Annotated in this window: 21 protein-coding genes; 8 read left to right on the plus strand and 13 right to left on the minus strand. The window is 64.2% G+C overall.

Features of this window, described 5'->3' with window-relative positions; translation table 11 throughout:
- The first annotated feature begins 8 nt into the window (after positions 1-8).
- Both GA645_RS19215 and GA645_RS19220 read left to right on the plus strand, forming a co-directional pair.
- Positions 9-668 carry a CsiV family protein gene (locus GA645_RS19215; RefSeq protein WP_152224564.1) on the plus strand — a complete coding sequence of 220 codons (660 nt, stop codon included), beginning with the start codon at positions 9-11 and terminating at the stop codon, positions 666-668.
- Between the two features lie 24 nt (positions 669-692).
- On the plus strand, positions 693-3,974 hold the full coding sequence (locus GA645_RS19220; RefSeq protein ID WP_152224565.1) for a DEAD/DEAH box helicase: 3,282 nt from the start codon (positions 693-695) through the stop codon (positions 3,972-3,974).
- A gap of 324 nt (positions 3,975-4,298) precedes the next feature.
- Here GA645_RS19220 and GA645_RS19225 read toward each other — a convergent pair whose 3' ends face one another.
- The 4 genes from GA645_RS19225 to GA645_RS19240 form a co-directional block, all read right to left on the minus strand.
- On the minus strand, positions 4,299-5,036 hold the full coding sequence (locus GA645_RS19225; RefSeq protein WP_152224566.1) for an S-methyl-5'-thioinosine phosphorylase: 738 nt from the start codon (positions 5,034-5,036) through the stop codon (positions 4,299-4,301).
- A gap of 135 nt (positions 5,037-5,171) precedes the next feature.
- Positions 5,172-6,170, minus strand: coding sequence for a beta-N-acetylhexosaminidase (gene nagZ / locus GA645_RS19230; RefSeq protein WP_152224567.1), 999 nt, complete (start codon positions 6,168-6,170; stop codon positions 5,172-5,174).
- A 14-nt stretch (positions 6,171-6,184) separates the two neighbouring features.
- Positions 6,185-6,718: a L,D-transpeptidase gene (locus GA645_RS19235; RefSeq protein ID WP_152224568.1), complete on the minus strand. Its 534-nt coding sequence runs from the start codon at positions 6,716-6,718 to the stop codon at positions 6,185-6,187.
- Between the two features lie 56 nt (positions 6,719-6,774).
- Positions 6,775-7,485 carry a TetR/AcrR family transcriptional regulator gene (locus GA645_RS19240; protein WP_152224569.1) on the minus strand — a complete coding sequence of 237 codons (711 nt, stop codon included), beginning with the start codon at positions 7,483-7,485 and terminating at the stop codon, positions 6,775-6,777.
- Positions 7,486-7,737: 252 nt separating this feature from the next.
- On the opposite strand from GA645_RS19240, the gene lexA reads away from it, so the two are divergent.
- Together lexA and sulA are read left to right on the plus strand one after the other, a co-directional pair.
- Positions 7,738-8,352, plus strand: coding sequence for a transcriptional repressor LexA (gene lexA, locus GA645_RS19245; RefSeq protein WP_152224570.1), 615 nt, complete (start codon positions 7,738-7,740; stop codon positions 8,350-8,352).
- 13 nt (positions 8,353-8,365) lie between these two features.
- Positions 8,366-8,839: an SOS-induced cell division inhibitor SulA gene (gene sulA / locus GA645_RS19250; protein WP_152224571.1), complete on the plus strand. Its 474-nt coding sequence runs from the start codon at positions 8,366-8,368 to the stop codon at positions 8,837-8,839.
- 39 nt (positions 8,840-8,878) lie between these two features.
- On the opposite strand, the gene GA645_RS19255 is transcribed toward sulA, so the two are convergent.
- The 6 genes from GA645_RS19255 to fadB form a co-directional block, all read right to left on the minus strand.
- Positions 8,879-9,118 (minus strand): hypothetical protein, encoded by a 240-nt coding sequence (locus GA645_RS19255; protein ID WP_152224572.1) that lies wholly within the window; start codon positions 9,116-9,118, stop codon positions 8,879-8,881.
- Between the two features lie 113 nt (positions 9,119-9,231).
- Positions 9,232-9,753, minus strand: coding sequence for a DUF6586 family protein (locus GA645_RS19260; protein WP_152224573.1), 522 nt, complete (start codon positions 9,751-9,753; stop codon positions 9,232-9,234).
- A 68-nt stretch (positions 9,754-9,821) separates the two neighbouring features.
- Entirely contained in the window at positions 9,822-12,428 is a 2,607-nt protein-coding gene (topA, locus tag GA645_RS19265) for a type I DNA topoisomerase (RefSeq protein ID WP_152224574.1), read from the minus strand.
- A gap of 92 nt (positions 12,429-12,520) precedes the next feature.
- Positions 12,521-12,784: a DUF1653 domain-containing protein gene (locus GA645_RS19270; protein WP_178119581.1), complete on the minus strand. Its 264-nt coding sequence runs from the start codon at positions 12,782-12,784 to the stop codon at positions 12,521-12,523.
- Positions 12,785-12,932: 148 nt separating this feature from the next.
- Positions 12,933-14,108 carry an acetyl-CoA C-acyltransferase FadA gene (gene fadA / locus GA645_RS19275; protein ID WP_152224575.1) on the minus strand — a complete coding sequence of 392 codons (1,176 nt, stop codon included), beginning with the start codon at positions 14,106-14,108 and terminating at the stop codon, positions 12,933-12,935.
- 30 nt (positions 14,109-14,138) lie between these two features.
- Positions 14,139-16,286, minus strand: a complete 2,148-nt coding sequence (gene fadB, locus GA645_RS19280; RefSeq protein ID WP_152224576.1) for a fatty acid oxidation complex subunit alpha FadB — start codon at positions 16,284-16,286, stop codon at positions 14,139-14,141.
- A 509-nt stretch (positions 16,287-16,795) separates the two neighbouring features.
- On the opposite strand from fadB, the gene GA645_RS19290 reads away from it, so the two are divergent.
- Positions 16,796-17,602: a hypothetical protein gene (locus tag GA645_RS19290; protein WP_152224577.1), complete on the plus strand. Its 807-nt coding sequence runs from the start codon at positions 16,796-16,798 to the stop codon at positions 17,600-17,602.
- 27 nt (positions 17,603-17,629) lie between these two features.
- On the opposite strand, the gene GA645_RS19295 is transcribed toward GA645_RS19290, so the two are convergent.
- The gene (locus tag GA645_RS19295) at positions 17,630-18,064 is read right to left on the minus strand and encodes a hypothetical protein (RefSeq protein WP_152224578.1); all 435 of its coding nucleotides are present in this window, start codon (positions 18,062-18,064) and stop codon (positions 17,630-17,632) included.
- A 71-nt stretch (positions 18,065-18,135) separates the two neighbouring features.
- Here GA645_RS19295 and GA645_RS19300 point away from each other — a divergent pair, with 71 nt between their 5' ends.
- Complete coding sequence (locus GA645_RS19300) at positions 18,136-18,576, plus strand: universal stress protein (protein ID WP_152224579.1); 441 nt, start codon at positions 18,136-18,138, stop codon at positions 18,574-18,576.
- A 34-nt stretch (positions 18,577-18,610) separates the two neighbouring features.
- On the opposite strand, the gene GA645_RS19305 is transcribed toward GA645_RS19300, so the two are convergent.
- Together GA645_RS19305 and GA645_RS19310 are read right to left on the minus strand one after the other, a co-directional pair.
- Positions 18,611-19,297: a hypothetical protein gene (locus tag GA645_RS19305; protein WP_152224580.1), complete on the minus strand. Its 687-nt coding sequence runs from the start codon at positions 19,295-19,297 to the stop codon at positions 18,611-18,613.
- Positions 19,298-19,359: 62 nt separating this feature from the next.
- A complete protein-coding gene (locus tag GA645_RS19310) occupies positions 19,360-21,276 on the minus strand; it encodes an ATP-binding cassette domain-containing protein (RefSeq protein WP_152224581.1) in 1,917 nt (638 codons plus the stop codon).
- 184 nt (positions 21,277-21,460) lie between these two features.
- On the opposite strand from GA645_RS19310, the gene GA645_RS19315 reads away from it, so the two are divergent.
- Positions 21,461-23,386 carry a transglycosylase SLT domain-containing protein gene (locus tag GA645_RS19315; RefSeq protein WP_152224582.1) on the plus strand — a complete coding sequence of 642 codons (1,926 nt, stop codon included), beginning with the start codon at positions 21,461-21,463 and terminating at the stop codon, positions 23,384-23,386.
- 62 nt (positions 23,387-23,448) lie between these two features.
- Entirely contained in the window at positions 23,449-23,829 is a 381-nt protein-coding gene (locus GA645_RS19320) for a lysozyme inhibitor LprI family protein (RefSeq protein WP_152224583.1), read from the plus strand.
- Positions 23,830-23,847 lie beyond the last annotated feature (18 nt).

Here is a 23,847-nt window from a genome sequence, read left to right on the forward strand (position 1 = left end):
CCCGTGCAATGCGCCTGTTCCAACCCCTGCTGCTGTCCCTGGCACTGCTGTCGCCGGCGGCCTTCGCCGAGCCCTACCAGGTAGAGCTGATCCTCTTCCAGCAGTCCGGCGACGCCGTGTTCGCCAGCCGTCCCGCGCCCGACGACTGGGCCAAAGGTGCGCAGCCGCCAGGCCCTGACAGCGCACGCCCCACCGCGCTCGACGCCCAGGTCGCCAAGCTCAAGCAGAACGAAGGCTTCCAGGTACTGATGCACAAGGCCTGGCGCCAGGAGATCGATGCCAACCCCGTGAAGATTTCCCTGAGCGAAGGCCAGAAGCGCGACGGCCACTTCCCGGTGGAAGGCACCGTCACCCTCAGCCAACAGCGCTTCGTGAATACCCAGACCGACTTCTGGATCAACCAGTTCAGCGCCGACGGCCTGCTTTCCGCCAGCCAGCACATGGTCCAGGAAGCCAGCCTGAAGAACAGCGTGCTGACCTACCTCGACCATCCGAGCCTGGGCATGCTGATCAAGGTCAGCCCGCTCAACGCCCGCCCAGCCTCTCCGACCCCGCCCGGCATGGAAGACGAAGCGCCCACCGGCCCGGACGCACCGCAGCAACCGGCGCCGGCCGCCCCGGCCGACGGCGGCTTCGACGCCCCGCCGCCGGCACAGCCGGCCCAGTAACCAGGCCCCGATCAAGGCCGCGCCATGGTCCCGTTCGCCGAGCACTTGCAACGCATTCCCTGGCGCCGCCTCTTCCCAGCAGTCACCCTGGTCCGGGGCGAGACCTACGCCCGGGAAGGCCGGGCCAGTGTCCTGCGCCTCGCCGAGCGCTCGCTGGAGGGCCTGTGCCGGGGCTCGGACAACAGCCGCTATCGCCAGCGGATAAACTTCTCCAGAAGCGGCGACACCCTCGACTGCCAGTGCGACTGCCCGGTCGGATTCGACTGCAAGCATTGCGTGGCCGTCCTGCTGCATCTGCTGGACGAACAGGCCGCCAGCCTCAGCGCCGCGCCGAAGCCCACCCCAGCCCCCAATCCTGCCCCCTCCAACAGGCTGTCTCCCGGCCTGCAGGACTGGCTGAACAACGCGCCTGTTGCGCTCAGGGCGGAGCCCGAAAGCAGGAAGCCCCACGAAGCACCCCTGCTTTACCAGCTGAGCCGAAACGGCCGGATCTTCATCCACTTCGCCCAGCGCGGCGAGAACGGCCAGCTCCAGGGCTACCCGCGCATCGCCTCCATCGCGCTCGCCCTGGGCAAGGGCGTGACCGAGCCAGACCAGCGTATCCTGCTACGCGCACTCGGCACCGAGGGCGTGCAACCCCATGCCAATGAAGTAAACCTGCAGGGCCGCGACGGCGCCGAATTGCTGGAGCTGATCCTGCGGAACGGGCAAGTGTTTCTGGAGCTCGGCAATCCCTCCAGCCAGCTGGACCTCGGGACGGAGCTGCACGCCCGGCTCGCCTGGCGGCAGCATGACGATGGGAGCTTCATGGTCAGCTGGGAGACCGACGCAACCCCAAATCCGCAACTGCTGACCGAGCTGACCCCACCGTGGTACGTCGACCGCCAGGGTTTGTGTGTCGGCCCCCTGCGCCACGATCTGCCGGATGCACTGGCCAGCTACCTGTCGAGCAGCCCGCCAGTACCGCCGCAGGAGGCCGCACTCTTCGGCCTGCAACTCAGAGCCCTTGCCCCGCAGGCACCGTTGCCAATGCCCAGCGAAGAGCGGCAATTGGACGTCCAGCCGATACCCCACCTGCTGCTGAGCACACTGCGCAACGACATCCATGGTGCAGAGGACATGCACCAGGCTTGCCTGACCTTCGCCTATGGCAAGGAGCACGCCCATGGCCCAGCGCGCAGTGGCCAACCGATTCGCTACCTGGAGGATGGCGCGTTCATCGCCATCGAGCGCAAACCCGATGCCGAGCAGGCCCTGCGCAAGACGCTGCAGAAACTGGGCCTGAAGAAGCTCGACAAACGCTCCACACCTCGCGAACTGGAAGGGCGCCACGAATGCTATCGGCCGCCCGACGATACCCAGTGGGCACCCATCGCCCAGCAGGTACCGAGCCTTCGCGCCCAGGGCTGGGTGATAGAGATCGACGACGACTTCCCCTTCGACTTCAGCGAAGTCGAAGACTGGTACGCCCATATCGACGAGGAGCCCGGCCATGCCTGGTTCGACCTGGAACTGGGGATCGTCGTCGATGGCCAGCAGGTCAGCCTGTTGCAGCCTCTGCTGGAGCTGATCCGGAAAGGTCCGCCAGCGCTGCAAAAGGGTGCCAGCGACGGGGAAATGCCCATCCGCCTCGACGCCCGGCGCCAGTCGGATGGCAAGCCACTGAGCGTGAGCCTGCCCGTGGCGCGGGTGCGGGCCATGCTCCAGTTGCTGGAAGGACTGCTGCTGGGCAGCCTGCAACATGATGCCGCCCGCCTGCGCATCTCCAGCGCTGACGCCAACCTGCTGAACCGGCTCGACGAGCACCCGCTTCACTGGCAAGGCGCCGAACAATTGCTGCGCCGCGCCAGACGCCTGCGTGATTTCCAGCAACAGCCCTGCGCGTCGCCGGACGGCCTGCAGGCGGAGCTGCGACCCTATCAGCTGCAGGGCCTCGCCTGGATGCAGGCGCTGCGCGAGCTGGAACTCGGCGCAATCCTCGGCGACGATATGGGGCTGGGCAAAACCCTGCAGGTGCTGGCCCACATCCTCACGGAAAAGCGCGCCGGGCGTCTGGACCGCCCCGCCCTGGTCCTGATGCCCACCAGCCTGGTGGCCAACTGGCAGGACGAGATCGCACGCTTCGCCCCGGAGCTGCGCGTACTCACCCTGCACGGCAGCGAGCGCTACCGGCACTTCGACGACCTGTCACAGTACGACCTGCTGCTCAGCACCTATGCCCTGCTCGCCCGGGACATCGAGGCCCTGTCACGGCAACCGCTGCACATGGCGGTGTTCGACGAAGCGCAATACCTGAAGAACGCCAGCAGCAAGTCAGCTCAGGCCGCAACCCGCCTCGATGCCCGGCAGCGTCTGTGCCTCACCGGTACGCCGCTGGAAAACCACCTGGGCGAACTGTGGTCGCTGTTCAACCTGGTGATGCCGGGATGGCTGGGCGACGCGCGTCACTTTGCGCGACTGTATCGCCACCCCATCGAAAAGGCCGGCGACAGCCAGCGGCTGGCGCACTTGAACGCACGCATCAAGCCCTTCCTGTTGCGCCGTCGCAAGGACCAGGTCGCCACGGAGTTACCGCCCAAGAGCGAAATCACCCACCGGGTGGAGCTCGACGAGCGCCAGCGGGATCTCTACGAGACCGTGCGCCTGGCCATGGACCGCAAAGTCCGCGAGGAAATACGCCAGAAGGGACTCGCCAGCAGCCAGATCGTCGTGCTCGACGCCCTGCTCAAGCTACGCCAGGTCTGCTGTGACCCCCGACTGCTGCAGGCGGATCTGCCAGCGGCACATTCGGGCAAGCTGAACGCCCTGCTGGAGATGCTCGACGAACTGCTCGCAGAAGGACGTCGCGTCCTGCTCTTCTCGCAGTTCACCTCAATGCTCGAATTGATCCAGGCTCAGCTACGGGAAAGGGGCATCCCCTATGCGCTCCTCACCGGAGAAACCCGCGACCGGCGCCAGCCGGTGGAAGACTTCCAGCAGGGACACGTCCCGCTGTTCCTCGTCAGCCTGAAGGCCGGAGGCACCGGCCTGAACCTCACCGCCGCCGACACCGTGATCCACTACGATCCCTGGTGGAACCCGGCGGTAGAGCAGCAGGCCACCGACCGCGCCTACCGCATCGGCCAGGACAAGCCGGTGTTCGTCTACAAGCTGATCGCCCGCGGCACCCTGGAAGAAAAGATCCAGCAGCTGCAGGCACGCAAGGCCGCATTGGCCGCTGGAGTGCTGGAAGACGGCAAGAACACCGGCCTGCAATTGCGGGAGAGCGACATCGACGCGCTCTTCGCGCCCCTGCCAAAACCGTAGGGCGTACACCGTTCGCGGGATAAACGGCTTTTGATCTCGTAGGGGCGGATTCATCCGCGATCCGCATGGCACGGCGCTGGATTGGAAATCGCGGACAGCGTCCCCTTCTACATTGCTTTTTTGGATGAGCCCCCTTCGGGCCAGCGCAAGCGCTGTTCGCGATAGAGCCGTGTCCCGCGTTCGCGGGGATGACGTGTCGAGGTGACGATGCATAACAGCGTCACTCCCGCGAACGCGGGAGCCCAAAGACAGTTGCTCCTAAGGGAATTGCTGGGGGCACAGGAGCGGACCTTCTCCGCGATAGCCGAACGCTCCGGCGCGTCGTCAGCTCACCAACACGCGCCCCAGCACCTCGCGCACCTTGCCGATACCTTCGTGCAGGGCCTGCTCGATCTCGGCCATGGTGATGATCCCACTGGACTTGCCGGCCGCCGGGTTCACCACCAGCGACAGACAGGCATAGGGCAGTTCCAGCTCACGGGCCAGCGCGGCTTCGGGCATGCCGGTCATACCGACGATGTCGCACCCGTCGCGCTCCAGCTTGGCGATCTCCGCTACGGTCTCCAGGCGCGGCCCCTGGGTCGCGGCGTAGACGCCATGGCTGCTGTGCGGATAGCCCAGCGCCTGCAACGCGGCGATCAACTTCTTGCGCAACGCTTCGTCATAGGGGTGACTGAAGTCGATGTGGGTGACGTGATCGATGTCTCCGGCGAAGTAGGTGTGTTCACGCCCCCAGGTGTAATCGACGATCTGGTGCGGCACGCACAGGTGACCACTGCCCATGGCCGCATGGATACCACCCACGGCGTTTACCGCCAGCACCGCCTCGGCGCCCGCCTGCTGAAGCGCCCAGAGGTTGGCGCGGTAGTTCACCTGGTGTGGCGGAAAGCGGTGCGGATGACCATGGCGCGCCAGGAACAGCACCTCGCGGCCGGCGAACTCGCCGCGCTGAATGGCTGCCGAGGGCACGCCATAGGGCGTGTCCAGCGCGACGGAGTCCTTCAGGGTCAGGCCTTCCAGCTGGGTCAGGCCGGTGCCGCCGATGATGGCGTAAACAGTCATGGTTCTATCCTCAAGTATCCCTGCGATCTCGCGAGCTAGAGCAGAACAAGGCGGAAGACCGGACCGGACCTCTCGTCAATGAGCAGTCCGATCCGCTCTTCCAACGCCGTTATGCCGACGCGCAGCAGATCGCAATCAATCGATCAGTTGTGCGGCGCGCAGCTCGCTGATGCCCTGCTGCCAGCGCGGCAGCTGCTTGTATTCGGTGCCCGGCCAGGCAGTGGCGCGCATGCGTTGCAGGCGCTGCGGCGCAGTGACCGTGAGGCGCTGCAATGCGCTCAGCGCCAGCTCGGCGGAGGCGCGATCATTGCACACCAGGCCCATGTCGCAGCCGGCAGTCAGTGCAGCCTCGATGCGGTTGGCGGCATCGCCCACCACGTGGGCGCCGGCCATGGACAGGTCGTCGCTGAAGATCACCCCGTCGAAGCCCAGCTCGCCGCGCAGGATGTCCTGCAGCCAGCGGCGCGAGAAACCGGCGGGATTCGGATCGACCTGCGGGTAGATCACGTGGGCCGGCATCAGCGCATCCAGCTCACCGGACAGACGCTGGAACGGAATCAGGTCGCAGGCGCGGATCTGCTCCAGGCTGCGTTCGTCCTCGGGGATCGCCACATGGGAATCCGCCTCCGCCCAGCCGTGACCGGGGAAGTGTTTGCCGGTAGCCGCCATGCCGGCGTCATGCATACCGCGAATGAACGCACCGGCCAGCGCGACCGCGCGCTCCGGATTGCCCTCGAAGGCGCGGCTGCCGACCACGGCGCTGCGCTGGTGATCCAGGTCCAGTACCGGGGCGAAGCTGAGGTCCAGTCCCACGGCCAGTACCTCGGTCGCCATCAGCCAGCCGCACTGCTCGGCCAGGCGCTCGGCATTGTCGTTATCCGCGATGGCGCGCATCGCCGGCAGGCGCAGGAAGCCCTGGCGCAGGCGCTGCACGCGACCGCCTTCCTGGTCTACGGCCAGGAGCAGGTCCGGGCGCACCGCGCGGATGGCAGCGCAGAGCTCACGCACCTGGCGCGGCGACTCGATGTTGCGGGCAAAGATGATCAGGCCGCCCACTTCCGGGTGGCGCAGTATCTGGCGGTCCTCGGCGGTCAGCCAGGTGCCGCCGATGTCGAGCATCAGGGAGCCTTGCATGTGCATTCCTTAATTCACTTCTCTTGAGTAGAGCGGGCCACCTGCCACTGCGGGCAGGCGGCCTCTTCGATACGGACCTGGCAATGGAGGGGAACCCGGGGAAAGAGTTCCAGCAGATCGTCATTGCGCAGGCGGATACAGCCATGGGACAGCGGCGAGCCCATGGGCTCGCTATCAGGCGTGCCGTGCAGGTAGATGTAACGGCGGAAGGTGTCGACCTCGCCCATCCGGTTGCGCCCCGGCTCGCAGCCGCTGAGCCAGAGGATGCGCGTGAGAATCCAGTCACGGCCGGGAAACGCCTCGTGCAGTGCCGGGGTCCAGACTTCGCCGGTCCAGCGGCGCCCCTTGAGCACTGCCCCCTTGGGCAAACCGTCGCCGATGCGCGCGCGAATCTGATGCAGACCGCGCGGCGTGCAGCCGGAGCCACTGAGTTCACCGGCGCCATTGGCCGCCGTGGAGACCGGCAGGCGCACACTCAGTTGCTCCCCGGCAAAGCCGTAGAGCAACTGGTCGGACAGGGAAATATGGAGGAGATCGAGATCAGCCATGGCCGGCTACTTTAGCCGATCAGGACAGCACCGCCCAGCGCGAAGCCGGGCGTCATTCAGACCTTGGCCGGCGCGGCGCTCGACTTGCTGCGCGGCTTGAGCTGGGCTCCGGCCAGGGAAGGATCGCTGACACCACTGTCGGCACGCATGCCGGCGGCGAGGAACGGCACCATCAGGCGCATCACCTGCTCGATGGAGGTGTTCACGCCGAAGTCGTTCTCAGCCATGGCGCGCAGCGCCTTGATGCCGGACATGCTGAACACAGCAGTACCCAGCATGAAGTGCACGCGCCAGAACAGCTCCAAGGGCGGCAGACGCGGTGCGGCTTCATGTACCAGCAGCATGTAGCGGCGGAACACTTTGCCGTAGACCTCTTCGAGGTACTTGCGCAGGTGGCCCTGGCTCTGGCTGAACGCCAGACCCAACAGGCGCATGAAGATGGACAGGTCATTGCCACTGCGCGGCTTTACCGCCATGGCCTGGACGACCAGCAATTCCAGCAGCTCTTCCAAGGTGGCGCGCGCCGCGTCAGGCTTGGCCTGGCGGCGATCCAGCTCCTTCTCGAGACTGGCGCAGAACGGGCCGAGGAAGCGCGAGAAAACCGCCTGGATCAGCGCCTTCTTCGAACCGAAGTGATAGTTCACCGCCGCGAGGTTCACCCCCGCCTTGCTGGTGATCAGACGCAAGGAAGTCTCAGCGAAGCCTTTCTCCGCGAACAGCTGTTCCGCAGCATCCAGGATGCGTTCGACGGTTTCCGACTGGGCCATGGCTACTCCGCCTGACAAACACTTGTTTGAAACATACGTTTCAGGGTCTCACATTGTCAAGCAAAGCGCGATCGATTGTTAACAGAAACATGGGCAATGCGACGAGGTGAGTTCAATTTCAGCAAGACGCTTGCCAGCCCGCACAGGTTACATCCACGGGCGCCGCACTGACAGTCGCAAGAAATTAGGCATTGCCACGACGCCGCCACTGTATATAATTCCAGTCACTGTATAAAAAGCCAGAGTATGGACATGCTGAAGCTGACGCCGCGCCAAGCCGAGATCCTCGCCTTCATCAAACGCTGCCTGGAAGACAACGGCTATCCGCCCACTCGCGCGGAGATCGCCCAGGAACTCGGCTTCAAGTCGCCCAACGCCGCCGAGGAGCACCTTAAAGCCCTCGCCCGCAAAGGCGCCATCGAGATGACCCCGGGCGCTTCGCGTGGCATCCGCATCCCCGGCTTCGAACCCAAGACCGCCGCCAACGATGACGAGCTGCCGATCATCGGCCGTGTTGCCGCTGGCGCACCGATCCTTGCTGAGCAGAACGTCGACGACACCTGCCGCATCAATCCCACCTTCTTCAACCCGCCGGCCGACTACCTGCTGCGGGTGCGCGGGCAGAGCATGAAGGACGTCGGCATCATGGACGGCGACCTGCTCGCCGTGCACGTCACCCGCGAAGCGCGCAACGGTCAGATCGTGGTCGCCCGACTGGGAGAAGAGGTGACGGTGAAGCGTTTCAAGCGCGAAGGCAGCAAGGTCTGGCTGCTCGCCGAAAACCCCGAGTTCGCCCCCATCGAGGTCGACCTCAAGGAACAGGAACTGGTCATCGAAGGCTTGAGCGTCGGCGTGATCCGTCGCTGAACAGGAGACACCCATGCAGTACCCGCAGCCGCTGAACCTGCCGCAACTCCCGCTGTTCCAGGAAGCACTCTGGGCGAGCGGTACTGCTCCTTCGCTCCCGGAGCTGCTGGAAGACACACTCGCCGACGATGAAAGCGCCTTCAGCGAAATCGCCCTGCGCGGCCTTCACGGTCAATGCCTGACCCTTTTGGCCCCCATGCTCCGCGAGCTGAGCGAAGAAAGCGATTCCCGGTGGCTTACACTGATCGCCCCGCCCTCCAGCCTGACCCCGGACTGGTTGCGCAAGGCAAGACTGAACCGCGAGGGCATCCTGCTGTTGCCGGCGCGCGACCAGGCCGCCGCCCAGGCCCTGGCCTGCGAGGCACTGCGCCTGGGCAACAGTCATACGGTGGTGAGCTGGCTGAACCTCAGCGCGAAGGCGCGTACGCAGCTATCCCGCGCCGCCGTTGCCGGCCGGGCGCAGAGCCTGAACATTCGTCTGGGTTGAAACAGAAGCTTCGCCGCGAATGCGGCGAAGTGGAAGAACTCAGTGCAGGACGCGCGGACCTTCGTCATCCATGCCCATGTCGCCGCCTTCGGCGAGACGACCAGCCATCTGCACACCGACATTGAACATCGCCTTGGCGATCTCGATGTGCTGGCCTTGCAGGAAGCCCTTGGCATTGGCGGAGAATTCCAGGGTCACCAGCGACTCCTCATCATCCGCGCGACGCAGCACGATACGCCCGTCAGGCAGCTCTACGATTTCCAGAAATGAGGTTGGCATAGCGAAGGTTCTCCACAGCAGAACCGGTAGTGTAACAGTCACATCCGCTACACCCTAGCGCAACATTCCACCATTCGACTGGATGGTCGCGGCTCTGCGTATCAGCGCACCAATCAGAGCTCGGTCAGCGATGCGCGGAAGCGCAGCACCAGCTCCTTCAGGGATTTGCGCCAGGACTCGAGTTCTTCGTTGCCCAACTCGGCCGGCGCTTCGTCGTCGACGTTGATCGCCTGGATCAGCGGCTGGGTGGGATCGGCCTTGGCCTTCTTCGGCTCGCTCGGCGGCTGGAACAGCGCGGCGTAGGCAGCCAGCAGGCGACCCAGCCAAGCCTCCGGCGATTGCGCCAGTTCGACCATTTCCGCCAGCTCCGGGCTCGGCGCGGCGGCCAGCACCTCGGCATTCAGCAGCATGTCGACGCGCGGGGCGCCAGCCTGCGGCAGGCGGTAGTAGCCGGCGATCTCATGGGCCACGCCCAGCACCGCGCCATAGAGATGGAACAGCGCCGCTTCGCGCTCGGCCTGGATGCGCGCCTGGACGTTCATCGCGCGTGCCGACTCGGCAGTACGCCAGGCATCCAGAGCGAGACCGGCGAAGAACAGCTTCTGGTTGGTACGGGTATAGAGTTCGTGCGCCATGGCCAGGCCCTCTCGCAATCCACGTCGGCAGTATAAGCACGCCCCGCTATAGCGGGGCGTGCCTTCCATCAGCGCTTGTCTTCGACTTTCCACTTACCGCCGTCGAAGAACGCGCGCCAGCCGGTGGGCTTGCCTTCGACCTCGGACTGCACGTACTGCTCCTTGGTCTTGCGGCTGAAGCGGATCACCGCCGGGCGGCCATCCGGGTCCTTCGCCGGAGCGGCGAGCAGGAAGTGATACTTCGGATCCAGCTCGTCCTTGTGCGGCAGCAGCTCGGCAACCAGCGGAGCGCGAGTCTCGCGGTTCTTCGGGAACTGGCTGGCGGCCAGGAACAGGCCGGAAGCGCCGTCACGCAGTACGTAGATGTCGTCCACCTTCTCGCACTTGAGTTCCGGCATGCGGATGGCGTCCATCTTCGGCGGCGCGGGCTCGCCGTTCTTCAGCAGCTTGCGGGTGTTCTTGCAGGTCGCGTTGGTGCAGCCGAAGAACTTGCCGAAACGGCCGGTCTTCAGTTGCATCTCGCTACCGCACTTGTCGCATTCCAGGCTCGGGCCTTCGTAGCCTTTGATGCGGTACTGGCCCTCCTCGATCTCGTAGCCAGCGCAATCCGGGTTGTTGCCACAGATGTGCAGCTTGCGCTTCTCGTCGACCAGGTAGGCGTCCATCGCGGTGCTGCAGATCGGGCAGCGGTGCTTGCCACGCAGTACGCGGGATTCGGATTCGCCTTCGTCGTCCGCGGCGATTTCATCGCCCGGAATCAGATTGATCGTGGCCTTGCAGCGCTCTTTCGGCGGCAGGCTGTAGCCCGAGCAGCCGAGGAACACGCCGGTGGAGGCGGTACGGATCATCATCGGCCGGCCACATTCGCGGCAGGGGATGTCGGTCAGGGTCGGCTGGTTGGCGCGCATGCCGTCGTTGGCGGCTTCGGCCAGGTCGAGCTTCTTGCGGAAGTCGCCGTAGAACTCGTCCAGCAGGTGTTTCCAGTCGCGCTCGCCCTGGGCCACGTCATCGAGGTGCTCTTCCATGCCGGCGGTGAAGCCGTAGTCCATCAGGTTGGAGAAGCTCTCGTTGAGGCGCTCGGTTACGATGTCGCCCATCTTTTCCGCGTAGAAACGGCGGTTGTGGGTGGTGACGTAGCCGCGCTCCTGGATGGTGGAGATGATCGCCGCGTAGGTGGACGGACGGCCGATGCCACGCTTTTCCAGTTCCTTGACCAGGCTGGCTTCGGAGAAGCGCGCCGGCGGCTTGGTGAAGTGCTGGCTCGGGTCGAGCTTGAGCAGCTTCATGGCGTCGCCCTGGTTCATTTCCGGCAGGACATCATCCTCGCCCGGCTTGCTCTGCTGCGGCAGCACCTTGGTGTAGCCGTCGAACTTGAGGATGCGGCCCTTGGCGCGCAGCTCGAAGTCACCGGCGGCGACGCTGACGGTGGTGGACAGGTACTCGGCCGGTGGCATCTGGCAGGCCACGAACTGGCGCCAGATCAGGTCGTACAGGCGCTCGGCATCACGCTCCATGCCCGAAAGCTGGGTCGGACGCAGGTTGACGTCGGAAGGACGAATCGCTTCGTGTGCTTCCTGGGCGCCTTCCTTGCTGGAGTAGAAGTTCGGCTTGGCCGGCAGGTATTTCTTGCCGAACTCGCTGTCGATGAAGCCGCGCACCATGTCGATGGCATCGGCCGACAGGTTGGTCGAGTCGGTACGCATATAGGTGATGTAGCCCGCCTCGTAGAGACGCTGGGCCATCATCATGGTCTTCTTCACCCCGAAGCCCAGGCGGTTGCTCGCGGCCTGCTGCAGGGTGGAGGTGATGAACGGCGCCGAAGGCTTGCTGGAAGTCGGCTTGTCTTCGCGCTTGGCGATGCTGTAGCTGGAGGCCTTGAGCTTCTCCAGGGCAGCGGTGGCCTGGGCTTCGTTCAGCGGCTTGAAGGCTTCGCCCTTCTCGCGCACTACTTCGAAGCGGACCTTGTCGTTCTTCGGCGTGCCGAGGTCGGCATGCACTTCCCAGTACTCTTCCGGTACGAAGGCGCGGATCTCGCGCTCACGCTCGACCACCAGCTTCACCGCCACCGACTGCACGCGGCCGGCGGACAGGCCGCGGGCGATCTTGGCCCACAGCAGCGGCGAGACCATGTAGCCCACCACGCGATCGAGGAAGCGGCGCGCCTGCTGGGCATTCACGCGGTTGATATCCAGCTCGCCGGGCCGGGAGAAGGCCTCCTGGATGGCCTTCTTGGTGATTTCGTTGAAGACCACGCGCTTGTAGCGCGAGTCATCGCCGCCGATGGCCTCGCGCAGGTGCCAGGCAATGGCCTCCCCTTCGCGGTCCAAGTCGGTTGCGAGATAGATGGTGTCGGCATCCTTGGCCAGGCGGCGCAGCTCGTCGATCACCTTTTCCTTGCCGGGCAGGATCTCGTACTTGGCCTTCCAACCGTGCTCCGGGTCGACGCCCATGCGAGTGAAGAGCTGGCGCTTGGCCTTCTCTTTCGGCGACAGGGCCGGCGCCTCGGCAGCCGTCTTGCGTCCTTTGGCCGCAGGCTCCTTCGAAGCGGAAGAGCCGCTGGTGGGCAGGTCGCGGATGTGGCCGATGCTCGACTTCACCACGTACTGGTTGCCCAGGTACTTGTTGATGGTCTTGGCCTTGGCCGGTGATTCCACGATGACCAGCGATTTACCCATGGATCGGAATATTCCTGCGTCGAAAAGATGAATTAATAAGGAGGGAGGCGCTTGGAGCGGCACCGCTATATATAGTGGCGGTCACGCCAAGGTCAAGCTTGGGTTTCGCCGGACGGGCCAGCCTGAAGACCCAGCGGATCGTTTTCCGCACTGACCAGGGCGAAGCGCGGAACCCGCTCGCCGTTCACTTCCACCGCCTCGGTGAACATGCTCAGCGGACGCACCCAGAGGCCGAATTCACCGTACAGCGCCTGGTAGATCACCAGCGTCTCTTCGGTCTCGGAATGCCGTGCCACACCGAGCACACGGTACTGCTGCCCCTTGTAGTGTCGATACAGTCCGGTCTGCAGTTGCATGGGTCGTCCTCTTGCGGCTGGCAGAAAAAAGGCCGCGATTGTCCATGTTGCCCTCGTCCTCGGCAATCCCCACCGAGCGGAGCCGAAAAAACAAAAGCCGGGGCACAAGGCCCCGGCTCGTCCATCTTCGACAGCTTAGACGGGATCGTCAGATGCGCTCGAAGACGGTGGTGATGCCCTGGCCGAGGCCCACGCACATGGTGGACACGCCCAGGGTACCGCCATTCTGCTTCATCACGTTCAGCAGGGTGCCGGAGATACGCGCACCGGAGCAGCCGAACGGGTGACCCAGGGCGATGGCGCCGCCGTGCAGGTTGACCTTCTCTTCCATCTTGTCGAGGAGCTTGAGGTCCTTCAGCACCGGCAGGGCCTGTGCGGCGAAGGCTTCGTTGAGCTCGACGAAGTCGATGTCGTTGATGGTCAGGCCGGCGCGCTTGAGCGCCTTGTTGGTCGACGGAACCGGGCCGTAGCCCATGATCGCCGGATCAACGCCCGCCACTGCCATGGCGCGAACCACGGCCATCGGCTGCACGCCCAGGTCCTGGGCGCGCTGGGCGCTCATGACGATCATGCAGGAAGCGCCGTCGGTGATCTGCGAGGAGGTACCCGCAGTCACGGTGCCGCCCTTCGGGTTGAACGCCGGCTTCAGGGCCGCCAGGCTTTCCAGGGTGGTTTCCGGACGGATGGTTTCGTCGAAGTCGAAGACCTTCAGGAAGCCGTTCTCATCGTAGCCTTCCATCGGGATGATTTCGTCTTTGAACTTGCCTTCCTGGGTCGCTTTCCAGGCCAGCTGGTGCGAACGCACGCCGAACTTGTCCTGCGCCTCGCGGGTGATGCCGTGCATCTTGCCCAGCATTTCGGCGGTCAGGCCCATCATGCCCGATGCCTTGGCGGCGTACAGGGACATGTGCGGGTTCGGATCGACGCCGTGCATCATGCCGACGTGACCCATGTGCTCCACACCGCCGATGACGAAGACGTCACCGTTGCCGGTCTGGATCGCCTGCACGGCAGTGTGCAGGGCGCTCATGGACGAACCACACAGGCGGCTGACGGTCTGGCCCGCGCTGGTGTGCGGGATCTGGGTCATCAGCGACGCCATGCGCGCGATGTTCCAGCCCTGCTCCAGGGTCTGGTTCACGCAGCCCCAGATCACGTCCTCGACTTCCGCCGGGTCGATCTTCGGGTTGCGCTCCAGGAGCTTGCTGATCAGGTGCGCAGACATGTTCTCCGCGCGGGTGTTGCGGTGCATGCCACCCTTCGAACGGCCCATCGGGGTGCGGCCGAAGTCGACAATGACGGCGTCTCTCGGATTCAGGCTCATAAATTCACTCTCGCTCTATTCGTTGCGCACTCAACCGAAGAACTTCTGGCCGTTCTTGGCCATTTCACGCAGCTTCGCGGTTGGGTGGTACAGCGCACCCAGGTCGGCGTACTTGTCGGCCAGGGCGACGAATTCGGCCACACCGATGGAGTCGATGTAACGCAGGGCACCGCCACGGAAGGGAGGGAAGCCAATGCCGTAGATCAGGCCCATGTCGGCCTCGGCAGCGGATTCGACGATGCCGTCTTCCAGGCAGCGCACGGTTTCCAGGCACAGCGGGATCATCATGTAGTTGATGATGTCCTCGTCGGTCAGCTCACGTTGCTCGACAACGATGGACTTCAGCAGCTCATAAGCCTGCGGATCGGAGACTTTCTTCGGCTTGCCGCGCTTGTCGGTCTCGTAGGCGTAGAAGCCCTTGCCGTTCTTCTGGCCCAGACGATTGGCGTCGTACATCACGTCGACGGCAGTCTTGCCTTCCACGGCCATGCGGTCCGGGAAGCCTTCAGCCATCACGTCACGGCCATGGTGGCCGGTGTCGATGCCGACCACGTCGGACAGATAGGCCGGGCCCATGGGCCAGCCGAACTTCTCCATGATCTTGTCGATGCGCACGAAGTCCACACCGAAGCCCAGCAGCTTGGAGAAGCCACCGAAGTACGGGAACAGCACGCGGTTGACCAGGAAGCCGGGGCAGTCATTCACCACGATGGGGTTCTTGCCCATCTTCTTGGCGTAGGCCACTGTGGTGGCGACGGCGACGTCGCTGGACTTCTCGCCACGAATGACTTCGACCAGCGGCATCATGTGCACCGGGTTGAAGAAGTGCATGCCGACGAAGTTTTCAGGACGCTTGAGCGCCTCGGCCAGCAGGTTGATGGAGATGGTGGAGGTGTTCGACGCGAGCACCGCATCTTCCTTCACCACGCCTTCAACTTCAGCCAGAACGATCTGCTTGACCTTCGGATTCTCGACCACGGCTTCGACGACGATGTCGACATTGCCGAAGTCGCCGTAGGACATGGTCGGGCGAATGGCGTTCAGGGCCTCGGCCATCTTGGCCGGGGTCATGCGGCCTTTCTCGACGCGCTTGCCGAGCAGCTTGGAGGCCTCGTTCAGACCCATCTGGATACCCTCTTCGCGGATATCCTTCATCAGGATCGGAGTGCCCTTGGAAGCGGACTGGTAGGCGATGCCGCCGCCCATGATGCCGGCGCCCAGTACGGCGGCCAGTTTCACGTCCTTGGCGATCTCGTCGTACTGCTTGGCCTTCTTCTTCAGGTCCTGGTCGTTCAGGAACAGGCCGATCAGGCTCTGCGCAACCGAGGTCTTGGCCAGCTTCACGAAGCCCTGGGCTTCGATTTCCAGCGCCTTGTCACGGCCGAAGTTGGCGGCTTTCTGGATCGACTTGATGGCTTCGACCGGAGCTGGGTAGTTCGGGCCGGCCTGGCCAGCAACGAAGCCCTTGGCGGTTTCGAAGGCCATCATCTGCTCGATGGCGTTCAGCTTGAGCTTTTCCAGCTTCGGCTGACGACGGGCCTTGTGGTCCAGCTCACCGGCGATGGCGCGCTTGACCAGGTCCAGGGCTGCGGCTTGCAGCTGTTCCGGAGCCACGACGGCATCGACGGCGCCGACTTTCAGCGCGTCTTCAGCACGGTTTTCCTTGCCCGAGGCGATCCACTCGACCGCGTTGTCGCAGCCGATGATGCGCGGCAGGCGAACGGTGCCGCCGAAGCCCGGGTAGATGCCCAGCTTCACTTCCGGCAGGCCGACCTTGGCGGTGGCGCTCATGACACGGAAGTCGGCAGCCAGGCACATTTCCAGACCACCGCCCAGGGCGATGCCGTTGATCGCGGCTACGGTCGGAACGTTCAGGTCTTCGAAGTCGCTGAAGATCTTGTTGGCTTCGAGGTTGCCCGCCAGCAGCTCTTCGTCGGGCAGCTTGAAGTTGTCGACGAACTCGGTGATGTCGGCGCCGACGATGAACACGCCCTTGCCGCTGGTCACGATCACGCCCTTGACGGACGCATCGGCCTTGATGGTATCGACTGCTTGGCGCAGTTCATTCAGGGTGAGTCGGTTGAACTTGTTGACGGACTCGCCCTTGAGGTCGAAATTCAGTTCGACGATGCCGCTCTCAAGAGCCTTAACCGTGATGGCTTTACCTTGGTAAATCATCAACTGATCTCCACGCTAGGGAAGCTTGAAATCACACGTCGGACGCCGTGTATCGAGACTGCCCGGCAGTCGCCGAGGATAGTCCCAAAGCTGGCGGCACACCCGCCGACGCGATAGCCGGGGCGTTCTGACCGAATCATCGCACATGGCAAACGCTCGATTCATACGCCCGTTTGATTTGGGTGCGCCCACCTTCTAGGAAAAGCCGGTGCTTGTCAATCGGCGAGACGCAACAGTCGCAAAGCGGCCGGAACGTCTGGGCCGGAGCATTCAGCAAGCTCACCCTCTTCTATTCACCATACCTATCGTGACAATTTGCACCTGGCACAGGAGTGCCGGAAAACTCGGTATACAACTGTTCAAACTCGGGACTGCACGTTAGAGTCCGACGGCAATGGCGATCTGCCTGCTGCCATCGAACGAAAGGACTTCGCTCGCCGGCCAGCCGGACCGCCTGGAACCTGTGGAACACAACAACAAGAAGCCCATGGCTCCAAGGAGATGGAACGATGACAAGCCGCTCGCTTGTACGCCTGCTGTCTGCGCTCGCGCTCACCACCCTTCCCCTCTTCGCCGCGGCCGATGCCGCCAGCGACCTGCTCAGCCTCCACCAGATGCGCCTGGCCGCCCAGCGCAGCCTCGGCGATTTCTTCATGTTCAACGCGATGGAAGGCGACCAGAAGTACGCCAAGCTGGTCGAGGCCTCGTCGCAGAATGCCGGTGAGGCGCTCGGCAAGCTGGGGGAAATGCCCGGCAACGAATCCACGAAACTGAAAACCCAACTTCAGGACCAATGGAAAGGCTATGCGGCCCAACTGCAGACGCTGACCGGTGCGCTGGACAAGAGCGGCTACACCGATCTGCAGCCAGTGGCCGACCTCGCCACGCAGAACCGCAAGCTGCTGGAGACCGCCGACCAGCTCTACACGAAGATTCAGGATGAAAGTGGCAGCAAGGTCCCACCGCTGACCCAGCAGACCCGCGAGCAAAGCCTGTTGATGCAGGACATCGCGGTGGACTATGCCTCGCGAAACGCTTCGGTGGGCGCGAGCTTCTTCGGTGGTGGCGAGGAGCGCCCGCTGGATGATCTGGCCAACCGTTTCGCGATCAACCTGGTGAAGCTGCAACAGGCGCCGCAGACCACGCCGGAGATAGGTCAGGCGCTGCGCGGGGTGGCGATCAAATGGCACTACATCGAGAAGTCACTGCAGAACTACAACAAGAACAGCGTGCCATTCCTGATCAACAAGTACTCCGACCGCATCATCGAGGACCTGGAGGCCGTCTCCAGCCTCTACGCCGCACAGCAGAGCTGATAGTTTCAGGCATGCTGCTTGAGGGCTTCAGGCGTGCTGCTTAAGGAAAGTGGCGACCCGCTCCAGGTCGCTGCTGTCGCCCCGCTCGCCCCAGTACAGGGCGAGGAACTGAGGCGTCGCCTCGACCATGTAGACGTCCTTCGGCAGGCTGGCCAGGGCCTCGGCCAGCTCGCCCTCGGCGCTCGCCTCGCGCCAGCGATCCAGCCAGACACCCGGCGTGCTTTGCCAATAGCACCAGACATCCCGGTTCCTGCCTCGGGCGCGGTGATACTGCGCGCACTGGCGCGGCGGCTGTCGCTCCATCCAGTGCGGCCAGTCCTGACGCGCGATCTGCATGGCCAGGCCCAGGCGCCGCGCCTTCAGGCGCATATCCATCTGCCCGCGTTGGCCCCGCGAGGGAATCAGCCAGGTCAACGGGCTGAGCACCAACGCAATGAGCAGGATCACCATCCAAACGGTCATATCGGGTATACCGGTCAAACATGGCCAGTCGGGCCATACTGATACTAACAAGTCCCCCGGAGGAGACGCTCATGCTCTACCAACACATTCTGGTCGCCGTCGACCTTACCGAAGAGTGCGACCCCGTGATGAAGCGAGCAGTCGCCCTGGCCGGCAGCACAGAGGCCAGGCTCTCGGTGGTGCATGTCGTGGAGCCCATGGCGATGGCCTTCGGTGGCGACGTACCAATGGACCTGTCGATGCTGCAACAGCAGCAATTTGACCAGGCCAAGGAACGCCTGCACCAGTTCACCCTCACCTACTCGGAAATCACCAGCTCCCAGTGCCACCTGGTCTACGGCCAACCACGCCAGGAAATCCACCGTCTTGCCGATGAGCAGGACTGCGACCTGATCATCGTCGGCAGCCACGGCCGCCACGGCCTGGCCCTGCTGCTGGGCTCCACCGCCAACGATGTGCTGCACGGCGCGCCCTGCGACGTCCTTGCCGTGCGCCTGCAGAAAACCAGCTGAGCCAGACAGCGGGCCCTTCGGGGCCCGCCTCGTTTCAGGCCCCGAGCATGTCCCCACTCATCAGCAGCGGCCGCACCTTCTGCAATTGCGCCTCCAGCGAATAGCTCATGCTCGACGCCATGGAGAAGAAACTGAGGAAAGCCTTCAGGTTCGAGTCGCCCTCGCAGGTCTCGTGAATTCGCTGCCAGAAGGCCTGGTTCACCAGCTGCAACTGCTGGAACTGCTTCACCAGCCCCTTCAGCTCCCAATCCGCATGTCGCCCTTCGCGGAAATTGAAGTACTGGCGCATCAGGTACAGCGACACCGCGCGCAGGATGAACTCCTGGTTGCTGGCGAACGGCAGGTGCTGTTGCGCCATGGGCTTGAGCCGGCCCAGCAGCGGGCAGGCGCTGGTGGCCATGATCACGCCGAGCAGCGCACGCAGGCCCTCTTCCAGCCCCGCATGCTTGATGTATTCGCGCTCCGGCGTGCGGACCTGCACCGAGACCTTCTTGAAGGCCGGCAGGCCACGAAAATCCTCGATCACCCGGTGCAGGTCCACCGCTGCCGGGCAGTGGCTGAACTGCCCCGGGTTCAGCGGGCAGTTGCTGCAGCGGTTGTTCTCCAGGCGCGTCCAGCGCGGCGTCTGGGCGGCTAACTGCGGGTCGTACTGGCGCTCCAACTCGATGCGATAACTGAACTCGTGCTCATCATCCAGGGTGATGCGGTATTCGATTGCCATTCGGCCATCCCTAACAGTCTTTGATCAGCGGCACGCACAGGCACATCGCCGGACCGAACGGATCACTCTTCCAGTTCGGCCCAGCGCTCGATCAACCGGTCCAGCTCTTCCTGCAGGGAACTCAGGCGCGCCAGGGCAGCCTGGGCTTCGCTCTGCGGACGCAGGTAGAAGTCCGGCGACGCAGTTTCTTCCTGCAGCGCGGCCATCTCACCTTCCAGGGCTTCGATCTGCCCAGGGATGGCTTCCAGTTCACGCTGCAGCTTGTAGCTCAGCTTCTTCTTCGGCGCAGCGGCTTCCGCCGGCGCGCTGGGTGCCGCTGCCGGCTGCGCAGGGGCAGGTTCGGCGGCGGGCTTGTCACCCTTCTCCTCACCTACGCCCAGCAGCTTGGGCGAGCCGCCCTGGCGCAACCAGTCCTGGTAACCGCCGACGAATTCGCGCACGCGCCCTTCGCCTTCGAACACCAGGGTGCTGGTCACCACGTTATCGAGGAAGGCCCGGTCGTGGCTGACCATCAGCACGGTGCCGTCGAAGGTCAGCAGCACTTCTTCCAGCAGTTCCAGGGTTTCCACGTCCAGGTCGTTGGTCGGTTCGTCCAGCACCAGCAGGTTGGCCGGCTTGCTGAACAACTTCGCCAGCAACAGGCGTGCCCGCTCGCCACCGGAGAGCGCTTTCACCGGAGTACGGGCGCGCTGCGGGGAGAACAGGAAGTCGCCCAGATAGCTGAGGACGTGGCGATTCTGCCCATTGATAGTGATGAATTCGCGACCTTCGGAAATGTTGTCGATGACGGTCTTTTCCGGCTCCAACTGGTGACGCAGCTGGTCGAAATAAGCCACTTCCAGTCGGGTGCCTTCCTTGACGCTGCCGGAAGTCGGCTGCAGGTCGCCCAGCAGCAGCTTGAGCAGCGTGGTCTTGCCGGTGCCGTTGGCGCCGAGCAGACCGATACGGTCACCGCGCTGCAGCACCAGGGAGAAATCACGGATCAGCGCGGGGCCGCCCGGATGGGCGAAGCCGGCTTTCTCAACGACGATCACCTGCTTGCCGGACTTCTCTGCCGTTTCCATCTGGAAGCTGGCCTTGCCCTGGCGCTCGCGGCGTTCGGCGCGCTCATTACGCATGGCCTTCAATGCACGCACGCGGCCTTCGTTACGGGTACGGCGGGCCTTAATGCCCTGGCGAATCCACACTTCCTCCTGCGCCAGGCGCTTGTCGAACAGCGCGTTGGCTGCCTCCTCGGCCGCCAGCTCCTGCTCTTTATGCACTAGGAAGCTGGCGTAGTCGCCGTTCCAGTCGATCAGGTGGCCGCGGTCCAGTTCGAGGATTCGGGTGGCCACGGCCTGCAGGAAGGAGCGGTCGTGGGTGATGAACAGCACGGCGCCGGGGAAGTCCGCCAGGGCGTTTTCCAGCCAGGCGATGGCGCCGATGTCCAGGTGGTTGGTCGGCTCGTCCAGCAGCAGCAGGTCGGGCTCGGCTACCAGCGCCTGGGCCAGCAGCACACGGCGGCGCCAGCCACCGGAGAGCTCGGCGAGGGTCTTGTCGGCCGGCAGTTGCAGGCGGCTCAGGGTGGTATCCACCAGTTGCCCCAGGCGCCAGCCGTCGCGGGCTTCGAGGTCCTGCTGGACGCGCGCCAGCTTGTTCAGGTCCTCTTCGCTTTCGATATGCATGCTCAGGTGGTGGTAGCGCGCCAGCAGCTCGCCGACCTCGGCCAGGCCTTCGGCGACCACGTCATAGACGGTACGGTCGTCGGCGCGCGGCAGCTCCTGCGGCAGCTCGCCGATTTTCAGCGCAGGGGCGCGCCAGATGTCGCCGTCGTCGGCTTTCTGTTCGCCCTTGACCAGCTTGAGCATGCTCGACTTGCCAGTACCGTTGCGGCCGATGACGCAGACCCGCTCGCCCCGGGCGATCTGCCAGGACACCTTGTCCAAAAGCGGCGTAGTGCCAAAGGCAAGGGACACATCGGTGAACTTAAGCAGGGTCATGGGGCATCTCCACAAGCAGGGCGCGCAGTTTACGGGAAAGCGCGGAAAAGTCAGAGGGTTGCCGCATTCGTCGATTGTCCCGCAGCGGCTATGGACGGCGCTTTCACCACCCCGGCGCAACAGCTAAGCTACCGACAGCGGCGCGAGCCATCGCCCGCCCTCCGATCATCATCACGGAAGTGCCATGCGCGGTCGTCTTTTCACACTGTTGTCCTGCTTCATCCTCAGCCTGTCCGCCCAGACGGCCAACGCAGCGGCCCTGCCCCAACAGCGCCAGATGTACGACGAGGCGCAAAAAGCCCTTGCGCGCAACGACAGCGGCCCCTATTTCCGCTACCAGTCGGCGCTCTCCGATTATCCGCTGGAACCCTACCTGGCCTACGACGAGCTGACCAACCGTCTGAAGAGCGCCAGCAACAGCGAGATCGAACGCTTCATCAGCGAGCACGGCGACCTGCCGCAGATCAACTGGCTGAAGCTGCGCTGGATGCGCCAACTGGCTGATCGTGGCGACTGGCCCACCTTCGTCACCTATTACGACCCGAAAATGAACTTCACCGAGCTGGATTGCCTCTATGGCCAGTACCAGCTCGGCCATGGCGACAAGGCCGCAGGCTATGTCACGACCGAGAAGCTCTGGCTAGTGGGCAAGCCGCAGCCGGATGCCTGTGACACCACCTTCGCCATGTGGCAGGCCGACGGCCAGCTCACCGAAGAAAAAGTCTGGAAGCGCCTGAAGCTGGCCGCCGAGGCCCGCAACTATGGCCTGGCTACCGTCCTGTCGAAACGCCTGCCGACCCTCGGCAGCCAGGGCGCGCTGATGGTCAACGTGGCGCAGAACCCCGCACAGGTCAGCCAGACCACTCGCTTCACTGCCCGCGACCATGCCACTGCCGACGTGGTCGGCCTGGGTCTGCGCCGCCTGGCCAAGCAGGACCCGGAAAAGGCCATCGGCCTGCTCGACTACTACAGCTCGGTGCTGCCCTTCTCCAGCGACGAGAAAGTCTCCATCGCCCGCGAGATCGGCCTGAGCCTGGCACGCAGCTACGATCCGCGCGCCCTGCCGCTGATGGAGAAGTACGACCCTCAGCTGCGCGACAACACCGTTACCGAATGGCGCCTGCGTCTGCTGCTGCGCCTGGGCCGCTGGCAGGACGCCTACGACCTGACCCGTGCGCTGCCGCCGGATCTGGCCGAGACCAACCGCTGGAAATACTGGAAAGCGCGTGCACTGCAACTGGCGCAACCGCAGAACCAGCAGGCCATCAGCCTGTATAAGCCGGTGGCCGATGAGCGCGACTTCTACGGCTTCCTCGCCGCCGACCGGATCAACGCGCCCTATCAGCTGAAAAACCGCCCGGTCTCGCCCGATGCCGCCACCATGCTGCGCGTGCGCAATGCGCCATGCACCCGTCGCGCCCTGGAGTTCTACGCCCGTGGCGAGATCATCAACGCCCGCCGCGAGTGGTACCATGCGGCCCGCCACCTGAGCCACGACGAGCTGCTGGCCCAGGCGAAGATCGCCTACGACATGCAGTGGTACTTCCCGGCGATCCGCGCGATCAGTCAGGCCAAGTACTGGGACGACCTGGACATCCGCTTCCCCATGGCGCACCGCAACACCCTGGTACGCGAATCACGTAATCGTGGCCTGCATTCGAGCTGGGTGTTTGCCATCACCCGCCAGGAGAGCGCCTTCATGTCCGATGCGCGTTCGGGCGTCGGCGCCACCGGCCTGATGCAGCTGATGCCGGGCACCGCCAAGGAAACCGCGAAGAAGTTCGGCATCCCGCTGGCATCGCCGCAGCAACTGATCCTGCCGGACGTGAACATCCAGCTCGGCGCCGCCTACCTCAGCCAGGTGCATGCCCAGTTCAACGGCAACCGCGTGCTGGCCACCGCTGCCTACAACGCCGGCCCCGGCCGCGTGCGCTCCTGGCTGAAGGATGCGCGCCACCTGGCGTTCGACGTCTGGGTGGAAACCATCCCGTTCGACGAGACCCGCACCTACGTGCAGAACGTGCTGTCCTATGCTGTGATCTACGGGCAGAAGCTCAACGCCCCACAACCCATCGTCGACTGGCACGAGCGCTTCTTCGACGAACTCTGATCCACTCCCCCGCCCGGCACTCGCCGGGCGGTTTTCATCCCCTCAAGGAAAAGGAAATTCCCATGCGCAAGACCGTACTGTCCCTCACTGCCCTGGCCACTGGCCTGCTCTGCGCGGGCCATGCCCTGGCCGCGTGCGAGAAACCGCGCAACGCCTTCGACAGCGTGTACTGCCTGAGCACCGAGTACGCCCAGGTCGACCGCGACCTGAACCAGACCTTCGGCACCCTGCGCAAGCAGCTCAATGACAGCCAAAAGGCCGCACTGAAGAAGAGTCAGCTCGCCTGGATCAAGGACCGCGACACGCAATGCAGTTACGAGCGCGGCAACGGCTACTTCGTCAACCTGCAGTGCGCGGTGGACAAGACCAACGAACGCCTGGGCGTGCTGCGCGAACGTGAGCGCGAGTGCCAAAGCACCGGCTGCGTCGAAGCCAAGCTGTAAGACGGAGAGCCTTGATCA

Origin of the sequence: Pseudomonas sp. SCB32 (assembly GCF_009189165.1) — a bacterium.
Classification (GTDB): domain Bacteria; phylum Pseudomonadota; class Gammaproteobacteria; order Pseudomonadales; family Pseudomonadaceae; genus Pseudomonas.